The organism is Wolbachia endosymbiont of Trichogramma kaykai, from assembly GCF_045765165.1.
Lineage (GTDB): Bacteria > Pseudomonadota > Alphaproteobacteria > Rickettsiales > Anaplasmataceae > Wolbachia.
Genome location: NZ_JBJJXK010000003.1, coordinates 291,047 through 306,859 on the forward strand (window position 1 = coordinate 291,047; position 15,813 = coordinate 306,859).

Annotated in this window: 12 protein-coding genes and 2 pseudogenes; 7 read left to right on the forward strand and 7 right to left on the reverse strand. The window is 34.3% G+C overall.

Annotated elements, in window-relative coordinates:
• Positions 1-28 precede the first annotated feature (28 nt).
• Together wTKK_RS03540 and wTKK_RS03545 are read right to left on the reverse strand one after the other, a co-directional pair.
• On the reverse strand, positions 29-1,294 hold the full coding sequence (locus wTKK_RS03540; protein ID WP_407512096.1) for a pyruvate dehydrogenase complex dihydrolipoamide acetyltransferase: 1,266 nt from the start codon (positions 1,292-1,294) through the stop codon (positions 29-31).
• 481 nt (positions 1,295-1,775) lie between these two features.
• Positions 1,776-1,955 carry a hypothetical protein gene (locus wTKK_RS03545; RefSeq protein WP_407512097.1) on the reverse strand — a complete coding sequence of 60 codons (180 nt, stop codon included), beginning with the start codon at positions 1,953-1,955 and terminating at the stop codon, positions 1,776-1,778.
• A 348-nt stretch (positions 1,956-2,303) separates the two neighbouring features.
• Here wTKK_RS03545 and wTKK_RS03550 point away from each other — a divergent pair.
• Positions 2,304-3,117: pseudogene (locus tag wTKK_RS03550) on the forward strand (hypothetical protein).
• Positions 3,118-3,254: 137 nt separating this feature from the next.
• Here wTKK_RS03550 and ftsH read toward each other — a convergent pair.
• The 3 genes from ftsH to wTKK_RS03565 form a co-directional block, all read right to left on the reverse strand.
• Complete coding sequence (gene ftsH / locus wTKK_RS03555; protein WP_407512099.1) at positions 3,255-5,084, reverse strand: ATP-dependent zinc metalloprotease FtsH; 1,830 nt, start codon at positions 5,082-5,084, stop codon at positions 3,255-3,257.
• Between the two features lie 12 nt (positions 5,085-5,096).
• Positions 5,097-6,389, reverse strand: a complete 1,293-nt coding sequence (gene tilS, locus wTKK_RS03560; RefSeq protein WP_407512237.1) for a tRNA lysidine(34) synthetase TilS — start codon at positions 6,387-6,389, stop codon at positions 5,097-5,099.
• 141 nt (positions 6,390-6,530) lie between these two features.
• Positions 6,531-7,010, reverse strand: coding sequence for an OmpA family protein (locus wTKK_RS03565; protein WP_407512101.1), 480 nt, complete (start codon positions 7,008-7,010; stop codon positions 6,531-6,533).
• Positions 7,011-7,285: 275 nt separating this feature from the next.
• On the opposite strand from wTKK_RS03565, the gene wTKK_RS03570 reads away from it, so the two are divergent.
• The 6 genes and pseudogenes from wTKK_RS03570 to wTKK_RS06260 all read left to right on the forward strand — a co-directional run bounded on the left by wTKK_RS03570 (position 7,286) and on the right by wTKK_RS06260 (position 14,356).
• Positions 7,286-8,704, forward strand: a complete 1,419-nt coding sequence (locus tag wTKK_RS03570) for a gluzincin family metallopeptidase (RefSeq protein ID WP_407512102.1) — start codon at positions 7,286-7,288, stop codon at positions 8,702-8,704.
• A 20-nt stretch (positions 8,705-8,724) separates the two neighbouring features.
• Positions 8,725-9,792, forward strand: a complete 1,068-nt coding sequence (locus wTKK_RS03575) for a rod shape-determining protein (protein WP_407512103.1) — start codon at positions 8,725-8,727, stop codon at positions 9,790-9,792.
• Between the two features lie 219 nt (positions 9,793-10,011).
• On the forward strand, positions 10,012-11,124 hold the full coding sequence (gene mnmA, locus wTKK_RS03580; RefSeq protein ID WP_407512104.1) for a tRNA 2-thiouridine(34) synthase MnmA: 1,113 nt from the start codon (positions 10,012-10,014) through the stop codon (positions 11,122-11,124).
• Between the two features lie 112 nt (positions 11,125-11,236).
• A complete protein-coding gene (locus wTKK_RS03585; protein WP_407512106.1) occupies positions 11,237-12,493 on the forward strand; it encodes a WD1261 family protein in 1,257 nt (418 codons plus the stop codon).
• An 80-nt stretch (positions 12,494-12,573) separates the two neighbouring features.
• Positions 12,574-13,080, forward strand: a complete 507-nt coding sequence (ppa, locus tag wTKK_RS03590) for an inorganic diphosphatase (RefSeq protein ID WP_407512107.1) — start codon at positions 12,574-12,576, stop codon at positions 13,078-13,080.
• A gap of 327 nt (positions 13,081-13,407) precedes the next feature.
• Positions 13,408-14,356: pseudogene (locus wTKK_RS06260) on the forward strand (IS5 family transposase).
• Between the two features lie 12 nt (positions 14,357-14,368).
• On the opposite strand, the gene wTKK_RS03610 reads toward wTKK_RS06260, so the two are convergent.
• Both wTKK_RS03610 and wTKK_RS03615 read right to left on the reverse strand, forming a co-directional pair.
• Positions 14,369-14,890 carry a collagen-like domain-containing protein gene (locus wTKK_RS03610; protein WP_407512110.1) on the reverse strand — a complete coding sequence of 174 codons (522 nt, stop codon included), beginning with the start codon at positions 14,888-14,890 and terminating at the stop codon, positions 14,369-14,371.
• A gap of 169 nt (positions 14,891-15,059) precedes the next feature.
• Positions 15,060-15,401, reverse strand: coding sequence for a hypothetical protein (locus wTKK_RS03615; protein ID WP_407512111.1), 342 nt, complete (start codon positions 15,399-15,401; stop codon positions 15,060-15,062).
• Between the last annotated feature and the right edge of the window lie 412 nt (positions 15,402-15,813).

A 15,813-nucleotide genomic window follows, 5' to 3' on the forward strand; every position in this document is an offset into this window, starting at 1 on the left:
CAAAAGTATAAACTAAGAGCTATTAATTTTATTGTAATAATAAAGGCTCAAGAAGCATCACCGTAGGGTTTTCTATATAGTACTTAAAGGCATTTAAAAATTTTGCTCCGAGTGCTCCATCAACCGCTCTGTGGTCAACAGAGAGAGTAACTGTCATTATCTCTGCTATCTCTATTTTTTCACCTATGACAACCGGCTGTTTTTTAGATTCACCAACAGCCATAATGCAAGATTGCGGTGGATTGATTATAGCGCTGAAAGTTTTTATACCAAACATGCCTAAGTTGGAGATAGTAAATCCTCCTCCTTGAAATTCTTCAGGCTTTAGTTTTCCAGATCTTGCCCTATTTACTAAATCTTTCACTTCTTTTGATATAGATAAAACACTTTTTTCATCAGCATTTTTTACTATAGGAGTGATCAGTCCATCCTCAAGCGCTACAGCAATTGAGATATCTATATTTGAGTATCTTACTATTTTACTATCTATCCACGATGAGTTTATATCAGGAAATTTTTTCATGCTGAAAGCCACAGCTTTTATAATTAAGTCATTAATTGTTACTTTATTGTTCTCATTTGCTGAATTAACCTCATTTTTGAGCGATATTAGCTTATCAAAGTGGCAGTCTACAGTTAAATAAAAGTGTGGAATATTTTGCTTAGATTCAACTAGGCGCTGCGCTATCACTTGGCGCATATTACTTACTTCAACTATTGTATTTTCCTCAAATCTCTCATAGCTTTTAGTTTGATCTAAAAATTCTAATACATCAGCTTTGATGATACGACCATATGGACCTGTACCTTTTAATCGCTTTATATCAACACCTTCATTTTGAGCTATTTTTTTAGCTAAGGGGCTTACTTTTATTCTATTTTCTGTTGCTCTATCCTCTTTTTTAGATCCCAGTGTCACGCACTGGGATGACATTGAAGAGCTAGATGAAATCGAAGGGTCGGATGATACTGAAAAACCGTCTTCAACCTCCTTCTCAACCTTGGTATTGATGGCAGAAGCTAAATCAAGTGCGCTTTTATCTTCTCCTTCCTCTAACATTAGAGCTATCAGTTGATTTACAGCCACACCACTTGTTCCTTCCGATACTAAAATTTTTGCTAAAACTCCTTCATCGACAGATTCAAACTCCATTATGGCTTTATCAGTCTCAATTTCAGCGATTACATCACCTATTTCAACTTTATCTTGTACTTTTTTACACCACTTTACAATTTTTCCTCCAGTTTTACTCATCGTTGGGGAAAGAGCGGGCATCAATATTTCTATAGGCATTCATTCTGCATTAAAAGATCTATTTAATTTTTAATTTACTCTTTACCCTATGTCAATCTAATCGTAAATTATGATACTTATATCATCCTAGTACGTGATGCTGGAATCTTGGTTGACTACTGTTATCCTACTATTTCTATTGCTTAGTCCTAAACAGAGTACAAATAGTAAGATCGTCATGAAAATAGACGAATCTGTTATAATGGAAATAGAAAAATGTAGTGCTTACTATCCTCTCACAAACATATAGCTTAGGTACAGAAAAAATTTATATGAGGAGCTGGTTAAATTAATAAAAGATCAGAATTAATAGTAGTTTCCGAATCCTCCTGTTCTCTTTATAGAACTACCACAAAAACTCCTTAACATCTTTTCAGCAGATGAATTTAAAATACGTATAATAGACTTTTCACTTTGTTCTTTCAGCGATTGATCCATTCTAGAAATCAACTCGGAAAATTCACTACCTTCTTTTCTAACTTCACTTTCTATTTATTTTTATGCTTTCTATATTACTTTGGTTAATTTCTTCTTTCGTTCTGTTAAATGAATTAGCAATGCCTTGATACTTAATCTCACAATCGCCACAGCCAACTATGCAAAGAGCAATAGAACCGTATATTTCACCTGCAGCTGAATTATGGATAGTTAAGCTAAGCAATTTTCATGATATTTAATGCCAAGCTGTTGCTCTATCAACTAAGAAACTTCATTTTTAAAGACATAAAGTACCTCCTTCTTACATTACTGTACCTTCTGATTAAAGTACAACAGCTGCTCATAAATGGCAATCTATATATGGTTTACTTTAATAAAGTATTAAAGTAAGAAGCTTTTACATCCTAAAACATAACTTAGATAGGCCAATGTAAAAAAAATTTAAATGAGAATTATTGTATATATACATATTACTTATTTGCCAAAATTATTTTGGCAAAATAGCATATAAAAGTTGAGGCTAATTATGCATATTAAAGAATGAAAGGATTTACAACAGGAGTTATTAGGAATTGTTTTCAATATATACCCATAGAAAGTGAAGATAGCGCCGTAGAAGCTATGGAAACAAGAGCAGTAGAGATAATTAAAAAACTAAAGGAACACATTAATGATGATATGGAGTATGGTGGTTAAAAAAAGCCAATTTTAGATTGGGTTATTGTTTGTGATTCTCAGAATAATGTCAGACTAAATAACAAGTCGCTATTAAAATTTGAGAAGGCAACTAAGGATATTGGAGGAAGAGCACCGCTAAATGAAATAAAAAGTACAATAAGATTATTAGTAGAACAAGCACAGCTAAATCATGTTAGAATTAGAGGTGAGAGAGAAGTACCACTAAACATCTTTGAGGAAAACATGATAATGAGAGAGCGAAGAAGGGCAAGAGAATAACAAATGCGGCCAAATTTTATTAGAGAAAGAGAAGCGTCATTGAATCTTTTTGGAAACAAGGATGAAAATGTAATAATGAGAGGAAAAATGAGGTCACGCTATATTAGGCGTATTAGACGTGAAAGAGAAGTGCCACTTAGTTGAAAAATAGGACAATTAATTGGTGTAGTTTCATCCATAATTGTAGGTTCTTTCATTGGTATAATGGTTGGTATGGTCATTGCTGGTTTATGTATTGAGCTTTGTGTAATCACCACTGCAGAACCGATTCTTCTCATCATGGGTGCTACTGCTGTTATAGAAGCTATTGCAGCAGGCACTGCTCCTGTATAAAGCTAATAGAGACGTTTAAAGGTCAAGAACCTAATCTTTCTCCTAGTAGCGGTCCGGAAAGCTCTAATACTGAATATACTTATTTAAATAGGTAAAGAGTTATTTAGAAAAAAAATTGGAAGAATGTTCAAAAAAGTCTATTTATAAAATACATCGGCTTAACTATGATCTTACAACTTAATCTAATTAATTAAAAATTTTTGTTTTAGCGGTTAAATAAAGCCAGATCTTATTAGAGAGAGGATCTTCTTATCTCTTCTTTACCTTCATTTTCATTTCTAATAATTTTTTTTCCACTTAATATGTCTCTTATTTCATCTCCTGTTAAAGTTTCAAACTCCAGTAGATTTTCAGCAATGAGCTCCAAGTCTTTCCTACTCTTGGTTAAAATGTCTTTTGCTTTTTCATAGCAAGAAAATACGACTTTCTTTACTTCCTCATCTATAAGTCTTAACGTATCTTCAGAAATTGTTTCAGAATCATGTGTGGTTTGTTCGCGATTATGATAGATCGGACCTATTTTGTCGCTCATTCCCCATTTTGTCACCATAGAACGTGATAAATCTGATGCTAGTTTTATATCTGAAGATGCACCGCTTGTGACTTTATCATAGCCAAAAATTAGCTCTTCTGCCACACGTCCACCCATTGCAACAGTTATATCTGCTAGCATCTTTTCTCTTGTGAGGGACACTCTATCTGTTTCTGGTAGTCTCATAACTAAACCGAGTGCTCTACCACGTGGAATAACTGTTGCTTTGTGTATAGGATCAGAAGCAGGCATATTAACTGCAACTACTGCATGACCAGCTTCATGGTAAGCAGTAAGCTTTTTTTCTTCTTCTGTAATGACTAAGGACCTTCTTTCCATGCCCATCATCACTTTATCACGTGCATACTCAAAATCATCCATGGTAACAATTTTCTTATTTCTTCTTGCAGCAATAAGCGCAGACTCATTCACTAAATTTGCTAGATCAGCCCCTGAAAAACCTGGCGTTCCCCTCGCAACTGTTTTTACGTTTACATCTGGTGCTATTGATATTTTCTTTATATGTGTATTTAATATTCTCTCACGCCCATTTATATCAGGTAAAGAAATAGTAATCTGTCGATCGAAACGACCAGGTCTAAGTAGTGCTGGATCTAGGACGTCTGGACGGTTAGTTGCAGCAACTATTATCACACCTTCATTAGACTCGAAACCATCCATCTCAACCAGTAACTGGTTTAATGTTTGTTCCCTTTCGTCGTTACCGCCACCAAGACCGATGCCGCGATGCCTACCTACTGCATCTATTTCGTCTATGAAAATTATACAAGGAGCATTTTTCTTGCCTTGATCAAACATATCCCGGACACGGCTTGCACCAACACCGACAAACATTTCAACGAAATCAGATCCAGAAATACTAAAAAACGGTACATTAGCTTCACCTGCAATTGCACGAGCAAGTAGAGTTTTACCAGTTCCAGGGGAACCAATTAAAAGACATCCTTTTGGTATCTTCCCACCTAACACTTGAAATTTTTGCCTCTGTTTAAGAAAATCAACAATTTCAACCAACTCTTCTTTTGCTTCATCAATCCCAGCAACATCATCAAATGTCACTTGTTTTCCAGTAGTCATAAGCCTAGCTTTTGATTTGCCAAAGCTTATAGTTCTATTACCTCCTGCTTGCGTTTGTTTAAAAAGGAAAAGTAATAAACCGATAAAGATAAGCGTCGGAACCCATTGAATAAGTAATCCACCGATTATACCTATTGCAGAGTCTCCAATTGAAAAGGAGAACTTCACTTTCCTATCATGCAAACTTTTTATTAAGTCACTGTATATAACACCACTTGAGTTAAAGGCTGACCCATCCCTAAACTTTCCTTCGATGTTTTGGTTTCTTATTGTAATATTTTCTATATCATTATCTTCTAGTCTAGTTAAAAATTCTGAAAAAGGTATGGTTGTTTTACTCTTACTTATACTTCCGCTAAATTGAATATAAGCAACTGAAATAAGAACAATAATCACTAACCAGATCAATAAGCCTTCTAAAAATTTTTTCATTTACATTTCTAATTAAATACTAATCAAGCTTACCAAATTTTGCTTTATTGTGCTATTAATAATGCATTGAACTTTATCGTCATTGGTATTTTTTTCGTTATAATTTATATCAGGATAAGCAAGTACTTTTCCATCTTTTTGTACTGTAGGCAAAGAGTAGAAAACTTCGGGGCAGCAGTTGTAATCCTTCAGAAATTCAGGAACTTTTTGTGTTTTTTTTAGCGGAGCAATAGTTACTGAACACTTCTGATTGCTAAGTATTGTACAGCTAAATCTATTGTCCCATTCAACAGGGAGATTTAATGTTAGGTGTACAGTAATTTCCTGTATCTTTGATGATTCTCTCATTATCAAGATGCTCCCTCCATATTTTCTTATTTTGCACCCAGAGAGTGTACAGTTAATATCACTATCTTTTTGCGATACTTTGTTAAATATTGTGATAAGGCTACGGTACCTTGGCTTATAGTGCTCGTTGACAATTGCCATTATAGAATAAAGAAGAAGCCTTAAAGCTATTTCCTCTGGCAGTTTATAAAGTTCATCTAGTTTAATTTCAATATAACCAAGATCATGAATATTAACGCAGTCATTAAGTGCAAGGCGTGTGTAGTGCATCAACGCTTTTGCAGCTCTTTTCATATGAAGGGCTGTGAGGCATATTCGCTCTGTTAAAATCTCTTGATTGTCACTTGCTTTAAGTAAGTTACGGTATAAAGTTCGTCTGTATTTTAAGTCATAATTGCTTCTATCTTCGATCCATTTTAACCGGTGAAGATTAGCGTACTTTTCTATTTCACTACGACTAAAATTTAACAACGGCCTCAATATATAAATACCATTTAAGAAAGATTTGTAATCCATTGATGATAATCCATCTACGCCACTACCTCGCTCCAATCTTAATAAGAACGTTTCTGCTTGATCATCTTTGTGATGAGCAACGAGCAAACATTTAACATTATTGTTTTTACACCACTCTTCTAGTAACTTATATCGTGCTTTTCGTGCCTGTAACTGAATATTACCTTTAATATTTTGCTTCTCCCAATTTAATATGAACGATTCCTTTGCTCCAAGTTGTTTTGCATAACTTATAACAAAATCAGCCTCTTTTTGGGACTCTGAACGTAACCCATGATTTACTGTTAATGCTATAGGAAGTGAAAGCTTGTTTTTTTTTGCCCAGTTAGTCATCAAATGCAGTAAGACTATACTATCTACACCACCTGATACTGCGACTGCGATTTGGTTATGGAAAGCAAAGCTATTGGCTATATTTTGAAATAATAACTCTAATTTCATTATGTTTCTTGATGACCAGATATCCTCTACATCATGCAGCGACTTATTTATGGTATGTATAGATCCCGCTAACAAGTAGCGGAATTGCTCTCTTTTGTCATCCCAGTGCAAGCACTGGGATCCAGGTTTTAATGCAAGAAACTACTTCTTTATTCCAGAAAATGAAAATTCCACTCTACGATTTTTAGCATGCTCTTTTTCATATTTAGAATTTCTAGAATCATCTTTTACATCAACCAAAGGCTCAGTTTCACCTTTAGAAGCAGTCTTTATTCTATTTTCTAGATAAGGTGTACAGCTGACCATAAATTTTTTAGCTGCATCTGCTCTTCTAGCTCCTAGTGCAAGATTATAATCGTGAGAACCACGATTGTCAGTATGACCAGTTAAAGTGACCTTTGCTTCAGGATTATTTTGTAATACTTCCATCACGTCAAGTAATGTATCTGCACTCACTTCACTGATACTAGAGTCATCATAACCAAAGAAAACTCTTTTACTACCTATCTGCTTAACAACAGCACTCATTTTATTTGTCGTATTTACTCCTTTTTTGGGGCAAGAACTTACACCAGTAAGCAGTAAACAAAAACAACACATCATAACCAGTCTACTCCACATCACTAAACCTCCATAAATTCAAAATATAGTGCGCAATTCTAATTTTAGTACTAATCATCCCTCTATACCAGAATAGAGTCAAGGGAAATAAAATACTAAATGCTTTCTTTACAATCTTATAATTAATTTTCTGATAAGATGCCTCAATTCTTAGCAATGAAGTACAGTAAAAGAATAAAAGTACAATTTTTTATTGTACTTTCAGCAAATATACTTTTAACTTTATTATTAATCTATTACGATGTTAAGCAGATGTTTCAAAGCAATGAATAAAAATGAGATCTTATAAGTTTTTAGAGGAAGTATTACATAAGGTAAGGAATATCGAAAATATACTAAAACTACTAAGCAAAAGCCAATTGAATGTAGAGGACAAAGTTGAACAAATGTGTCTTCTAGAGGAAATCAGACATGAAATTATCTCTCATGATGCAATAAAGGAATCGTTAGCGAATGCGCTTAGGAATAAAAAGAGTTCTAATATTCAGCAGCTAAAGTTAATAGAGGGGATACACGAAAGCAGCAGTGCTATTCCTATTGATTTAGTAAAATCTTTGTCCAAAGCTAAGATTGAATGCCAAAACTTATGGAGGCTAACTAATTCCGAAATTAGTAACTTAGAAAAGCTGAAAGAATGCTTTACTAACCTAATTAAGCTTACTCGTGAAGCAGCTTCTCTAAAATCGCAGCAATTAAAGCGCTCAAACTATGAGTCATTGCTTGCTGACTATGACTCTAATATCACAGAAAAGAACATAAAGGAAATATTTCCTAAGCTAGGTAAATTTTTTAGTGAAAATGTAGAGAAAGTAACTCAAAAGCAGAAGAAGGATAAGGTTGCTAATATACAAAAAGTTACGGTTCAGAGACAGATTGAACTTGGTTCCTTATTCTTACAGCAAATGAGTGTTACACCAAATGAGATTTCCATTTCTTATTACGATCCTATCGATTATGATGAATCCGACCTTTCTTATGGTTTATTTTTACTTTTACGGTATACTGGTTATGCAATTCATCAAAAATGTTTAGCGCAAAATTCTATAAAGAGCTCAATTACAAAACATACTATGTGTGAAACTCAAGGGTTACTCATGGAAAGGATCATTGGAACATCCAGAGAATTTATTGAGTTCATTCAACCACACATAAAGGAGAAACTTTCTACAAAAGGCAAAATTAATAGTAGTGTTGAAAATTTGTATTTGATTTTCAATAAAGTAAATCTTTCATCTTTTTTGAAGAATGCGGATGAATTTAGTTTATTGGCTCACATTATGCTAAGAACTAAATTAGAACAAGATCTAATAAATGGTAAGTTAGAAGTTAAAGATCTACACGATAAATGGTTGGAAGGTATGAAGCATTACAAGATTTCAGTAAAAGCTAAAAATGAGCTAGAAACTTATTTTCAAGATGAGTATTGGATAAGTGGTGTTATAGGATACTTTCCTATTAAAGTCATAGCGTTAATCGCTGCTGTGCAGTTTTTTTCTTTCATTAAGAAAAATCATTACGAATTTTTAGATTCTATAGTAAAAGGAGATTTCAGTTTACTTATCGATTGGTTCTCTAAAAACGTATATAGTGCAAATTATGGCTTTTTGGAACAGCTAAAAAGGGTAACAGGTAGGGATTTAGATATTGAGTGCTACACTAGTTACTTATCTGAAAAGTATAATTTGTCTCAATAAATGGTTTTCTTGAGTTGTGTATGAGTTTTGTTCTGAATTCAATCAGAGATTTTTTTACTTTCAAAGGTTTATTCGCTAGCGATATTGCTATAGATCTTGGTACTGCAAATACTTTAGTTTATCAGAAAAGCCAGGGGATAGTGCTTGATGAACCCTCAGTTGTAGCAAGAGTAAAAGAAAAAGGAAGTTACGTTCCTTATGCTTTTGGCAAAAAAGCTAAGATGATGCTCGGAAAAACACCTGGAGAAATAGAAGCGATAAGACCCTTGAAAGACGGAGTTATTGCTGATTTTAAAAGCGCGGAAGAAATGTTAAAATATTTCATACGCAGCGCAAACAAAAGATTCACTGTTAATAAGCCTAGTATTATCATATGTGTTCCATCTGGATCTACCCCAGTTGAAAGGCGTGCTATACAAGATGCAGCAGAAAGTGCTGGTGCAAATGAAGTATTCTTAATTGAAGAACCAATGGCTGCAGCAATTGGGGCTGGACTTCCAGTTACCGAACCTGAAGGTTCTATGATTGTTGACATAGGAGGTGGTACAACTGAAGTTGCAATTATTTCTTTAGGTGGAATTGTTTATTCACGTTCTGCCAGAGTAGGTGGTGATATTATGGATGAGGCAATAAAGTCATACATTCGTGAAAATCATAAGTTATTGATTGGCGAAACAACTGCTGAAAAAATTAAGAAAAACGTCGGTTCAGCCAGTCTGCCAGTTGAAAACAACAAAGAGGGAATGATAATTAAAGGCAGGGATTTAGTGAGTGGTATGCCAAAAGAAATGCTTTTATCAGAGTATCAAGTTGCAGAGAGCCTAATAGAGCCTGTACATCAGATAATTTCTGCTATTAGAACTGCACTGGAGAGTACTCCACCCGAACTTTCTTCTGATATAGTTGATAGAGGAATAATTTTATCTGGTGGAGGTGGGTTGTTGCGCAACTTGAGTAAAGTTATTAGTGAAACAACAAAATTACCAGTTCGTGTTGCAGATGATCCACTTTGTTGTGTTGCCCTGGGTAGCGGAAAAGTACTTGAAAACATGGACTATTTTGGCCATGTTTTATTCAAGCAAGATTAAGTTGTTTTTGAAGATAGAATTGTTTTGATGGAATTATGTAATATAAATGGGATCCTAGTGTCACGCATCAAGTAATTTAAAGGCAACTTCCAGCAGAAGGGGTGTCATCCCAGCGCTTGACACTGGAACTTGACTACAAATAAGTACGCTGTCTCAATGAAATTGTGTAATAGAAACTGGATTCCAGTGCTTGACATCAGGTTTGTGTTTATAAATTATATGCTAAAAGAATTTGAAATTGAACCCTTATTAAAAGATAAAGCTCCGCATCAAACTAAGGCTATTGTTGCAATGTCCGGGGGAGTTGATAGCTCCGTTGCTGCAGCACTGCTTTATAACCTTGGGTACGAAGTGATAGGTGTGACTCTTCAGCTATATGGCACTGATGGCAATGCTAATACAAGAAAAGGTGCATGCTGCGCTGGACAAGATATTTATGACGCCAAACACGTAGCTGAAAGTGTTGGCTTTCCTCATTATATTTTAAATTACGAAGAAATATTTAAAAAGGAAGTAATAGAAGATTTTGCGAATACTTACATGCGTGGGGAAACCCCCATACCATGTGTAAGATGTAACCAAACAGTCAAATTCCGTGATCTATTGCAAGTCACAAAAAATCTTGGTGCGGATGTGCTCATAACAGGACATTATGTAAGAAGATTAGAAGAAAATGGTGAGGTAAAGTTGTGCAGAAGTATTGATAAAAGTAAAGACCAAAGTTATTTTTTGTTTGCTACAACTGAGGAGCAGTTAAAGTTTTTGCGATTTCCACTAGGTGGGTTCTATAAAAGTGATGTAAGAAAATTAGCAAAATATTTTAGCTTACAAATCTCTGAAAAGCCGGATAGTCAAGATATATGCTTTGTTTCCGAAAGCTATAGTAAAACAATAGCTAAATTAGCTCCACAATCTGTACAGAAAGGTAAAATAGTAGATATTCATGGAAAAGTGCTAGGTGAGCACAGCGGCATAGTAAATTTTACAGTGGGGCAGAGAAGAGGCCTCTGCATTGCACACAGTGAGCCTCTTTATGTAGTGAGAATTAATACAGAAAATAATGAAGTTGTAGTAGGACCGATCAATGCTCTAATGCAAAAAAAGATATTGGTCAAAGAGTTAAATTGGTTAGAACAACCAAAAGAAGGCATGGAAGTAACTGTGAAGCTCAGGTCATCACATTCAGGAAGCTTAGCGACAATATATTCAACTGACGAAAAGAACAAAGCCTGTGTAATTTTAAACGACGATTACTTTGGCATCAGTCCAGGTCAAGCCTGTGTAGCATATAAGGGCGAACAAGTTATCGGTGGAGGTTGGATATGCTCCTAACTTGGTGGTTTAATTTTTTAATGCAGAATGTAAACATACAATACAATCTATTGCTGTTTTATCCTACATTCTTTATACTATAAAGATAATTATTATATTGTGGACTGGAGGGATGGTTAAAGAAGTTGAAGAATTAATAAAAATTGTTGGTAAAGGCAGTTTATTAGAGGCATTGTTTATTTTTTTAGGCAATTTTCAACATGCTAACTTAACTGGCAAAATAGACCACAGAAACCATATTGGTTTGTCTTTATTCGTGAGAAAAAAAAAGGGGGAATCATTAGATAAATATTTGAACTTAAAATTTAGTCTACAAGGATTGTTCTTAATTTATACTCAAGCTTATAAAATTTTAAGCGGGAATAATAATCTGAGCACTCAAGATATCATAGATGAAATATATAAAGTTATTAAGGAATCTGAGTTAGGTAAAGACATACACGAAGTAGTAGATGGAAGAAAATTAGATTTACTTAACGTTTTGGCAAATCCAAAGAGAGAATCAATATTTAAAACAGCAGAAGATTTTGAAAATAAGGTTCTTATTGATGTTAGAAAGTTACTAAGTGAAGAAAATGCATTAAACGAATATGACAGAGAATTTACCTTAAGTAGATGCATTATTGATTTCTATTATTCTATTCATCAAGACATAAAAGTAGAAAGGGATGTAGTATTATTATTTTCTATATTTAGCGACTATCATAAACTTTCTGAACATCACGCAGAGTCTATAAAAAAGGAAAGTTTATCAATAATAGATAACGTGGTCGTTTCCAGTTATATAATGGCTTTAATTGGATTACTGCAAGGTATTAATTTGAAAGATCAAAATAGAGCCACTAAATATACTCTGGATTGTGAGAAGATAGGTAGTCTAAACAGAACATTCAATATATTGTCATCTGCAGGTTATAATAATCAAGGTTTTTTATGCCTGAAAAGAGCTGGACCAACTTTGAAACAGCTGTTAAAAGAACAAAATAGCAATAAGTTTGAAGAGAGGATAATAAACAACACACATTATTCAGCACCGCAAGAAGAGGATAAATGTAGGCCAAATTTGATACTCAGCAAGAAAAATCATAAAAACACAGTCTGTAAACTTATTTTAGGTATGTTTGTATTGTCTGTTGGGTTATATGTTGCTGATTATTTCCTTATGGGGCAAAAATTATTTAATCCAATAAAAGGTGTCCTACCACAGGATAATTTTGCTAATCTAGTAATTGCTGCAGTGCTTACTATCGTAATAGTATATGTTTTATTTCAACTACTAAAATCACCTCAAGAACCGCCACATTCAGCAGTCAATGGTGCAATTATTAATGATCTCACAAATGGTCCCATACAGTCCAGGCGTTCATGAATCTCTACTTATAAATGATAAATGTAGCACTTTTAAAGTATATGCTATATAATATCTTCTCTTGAAGAATGAGGTAATCCATGGATTTAAGCAAAATAACAACAAAACCAGATGCAATAAGTGTAGTAATTGAAATAAGTGCAAATGCTGAGCCTGTAAAGTATGAATTTAATAAAGAGCTTGGGTTGTTACAAGTTGACAGATTTTTGTCTACCTCAATGACTTATCCTTGCAATTATGGGTTTATACCAAATACCTGCGCAGGTGATGGTGATCCTGTGGATGTTTTAGTGCTAACTCAATTTCCTTTAGCGCCTGGAGTTTTGATATCGGTGCGTCCAGTAGGTGCATTGCTTACCAAAGACGAGAAAGGAGAGGATGAAAAAATATTAGCTGTACCTATCTCCAGTGTTGATAGCTATTATGACAATATAAAAAACTATTCTGATTTATCTAAAAACCTACTAGATAAAATAGCTCATTTCTTTTCTCATTATAAAGATTTAGAAAAGGGAAAAACGGTGATAGTTGGAGAATGGGCTGATGTAGAAGAAGCAAAAAAAATCATTGAAAAAAGTGGAAATTAGTTTGCGTTGATTTAGCCTGAAATTACAGTTGTTCGGAAAATGTTATTGTTTTTAATGGATAAATATTGGTATCTGTTCAGGATAGCGGCAAGGTAGTATAACCATAGAGTAAAAGTGAGTTTAAAACAAATGGTGTCATCCCAGTGCGTGACACTGGAATCCAGCCTTTTTTTACCAATAAAAACTTAGCATAAACTTTCGTGCTCAAAAAATTTCTGGATTCCAGTTGGCTTTGTTTCATAGGTCAAATAAAAAGAACTGGCAGTTACTGACAAAATTCACTATAAGACAAGCATTTAACCTACTAAAGAAAATATGCTGTAAAAAGTGAGAGCAAGCAACCAAAGAGAATATAACGAATTTCTCAAAAAAAGAGGAAATATTTTTCATTTTGTTAATCAAGCTATAGAAAATTGGTATGAAAATAGTCCAAAAGTTGCAGGTGGCAATACTACTTATAGTGATAAGGTTGTGATTTTAATACACATAATAGTTCATCTTTTTAGAATTGGCTTGAGGCAAGCTGTAGGTTTTGTAAAAGGTTATATGGTACAAATAGGCAAAAAAACTTAAGATTATCAGCTATACACAAGCTTCCAGAAGATTTAAAAAGCTTAATTTGAAGATTGATGACAATAGAGCCAATAAAGATGATTTTGAAAATATTGAAATTGCCGTAGATAGCACTAGAGTTAGTATCTACAATAATAACGGTGGGCACAGTAAGCTTAATACTCGAAAAAGAAAATACAGTGGTTATGGTCAAGTAAGAAAACTACATGTTGTTTTAAACGTGAATGATAAGAAAGCAATAAGCATGAACTACACTAGTAGTGTTGCTGTAGACTATTTGCCGGTCTGTGATATGTGAGAAGAAGTCAGTGATAAGTATAATATTTGTTCTATTCGAGCAGATGCGGCTTATGATATAAAAAGTGTGTATAAAGAATGCAGAAAATACAATATTGTGCCTATTATTCGCCCTAGAAAGGATACTAAAATTTGTTTAGCTGATTACTTATCAGAAGGAAACGAGTATATTAGTAGAATTAGGTCATATGAGAATTATGAAGATGGTATTAATGAATGGAAGAAAAAAATTAAGTATGGAGCACGGTCTTATATTGAAGTCTTTTTCTATAGGTTGAAGCAAATATTTGTGTTTAGCTTGAAAAATAAATCAGAGGTAAATCATGAAAAAGAGCTGTTAATTAAGTGCTACTTATTGAACATATTTACTGATATAGGTATGGCTAAATTTAAATTATCTGCGTAAATTTACTTTGATTTACATGCCTATCAGTCCTATGCAATAAAGCCAGTCGGGCTCACCCTTTTTGCCTGTAAGACCTTGTGTACCATTGAAGCCCCTCAGACCTGGCTCTCCTTTTGAACCTGGCAACCCATCTGATCCTTTGGGACCTTCTGGATCTTGCAACCCATTCGCACCTGGTTCTCCTTTGTTACCTTTAGAACCTATCTCTCCTTTCTTACCCATATCACCTTTTGTTCCCATGACTCCATCTAATCCTTTAGGAACAATATCTCCTTTTTCTCCCTTTGGACCTTGGACTTCTCCTGGATTTTTCCTTAGTTCTTCTGCAATGCTTTGTGTTAGCTCGGTATTATTTGCAAGGTTTTCTACTAATGTATGATTAGCATCACTTAGTAACACATCTTCTAGCTTTTCCATTCTGTTATCAGCTAATGCAATGGCTATTCCTGTTTGAATATCTTGATTACTAATAATTCTTCCTGCAACTTGCTTCTCTAATACCAAATCTCCGCCTTGGTCACGATATTCAAGCACCTGATTAGCAATAGTGCCTATTAATTAATTTTTGTGCAACTTCTTCAGGACTTGCATTTCTACCTTTATTACCTTTAGAACCAGTATCTCCTTTGGGACCTTTTATCTTTTATTGTTTTTGCTGCATTCACATCGCCTTTTAATTTCGCATACTCAAGCAAATACTTAACTAATTTTCCTTTTCTATTTCTTTCTTCATGATTTCTAGAGTCTTTGGCTGCTTATTTAAAGCACTATGAAGCAGAAGATACTTAGCAAGTGCCCAATCGCTCACCTTACCTTTTATAAGATTGTGAGCTTCTATCTCGCTCATACTGCTTCTATCAACAAGTAGTTTAGCAAGCTTTTCTGCAATTTTATATTTTTGGAAGGCTATAGGATCGGGATTATTTTTCTTTATGGAATCGCTTGTTATCTTACTCACAGTATCTTTTATAATGTTTTTTGCTTCCTCTAAAGAAAGTTTACTTACTACTCCTTCAGTAAGTTTTGCTACATCAATTTTATTCACAAGTTCCTGCGAATTAAGATTAATTTTACCGGCAATCTGAGTTGCAAGATTTTCACCTTTGATACCATTTGCGTTAAGAACTGCTTCTCCTAGCTTGGCTTTTTTACTGGTAACTAATTCAGTTGTAATTTCTATAGCACTTGAGGCATCTCCCTTCTCACCTTTTGAGCTAGTATCTCCTTTAGAACCTTCTGGACCAGGAAAACCTCGGTCACCTTTATTACCTTTGGAACCTTGTTCGCCCTTTGAACCCCTTTCACCGTTACGACCTGGTTCGCCCTTTTGACCTGGAGGACCTTGTATGCCCTTAACTAACGCTTTTAAAGAATCTTCTCGCTTTACACGCTCACCAAAAAATGTGCTATTCTTTCTGAAAATCCTATGGAATTACGCTAATCTTCTTCCATTATAG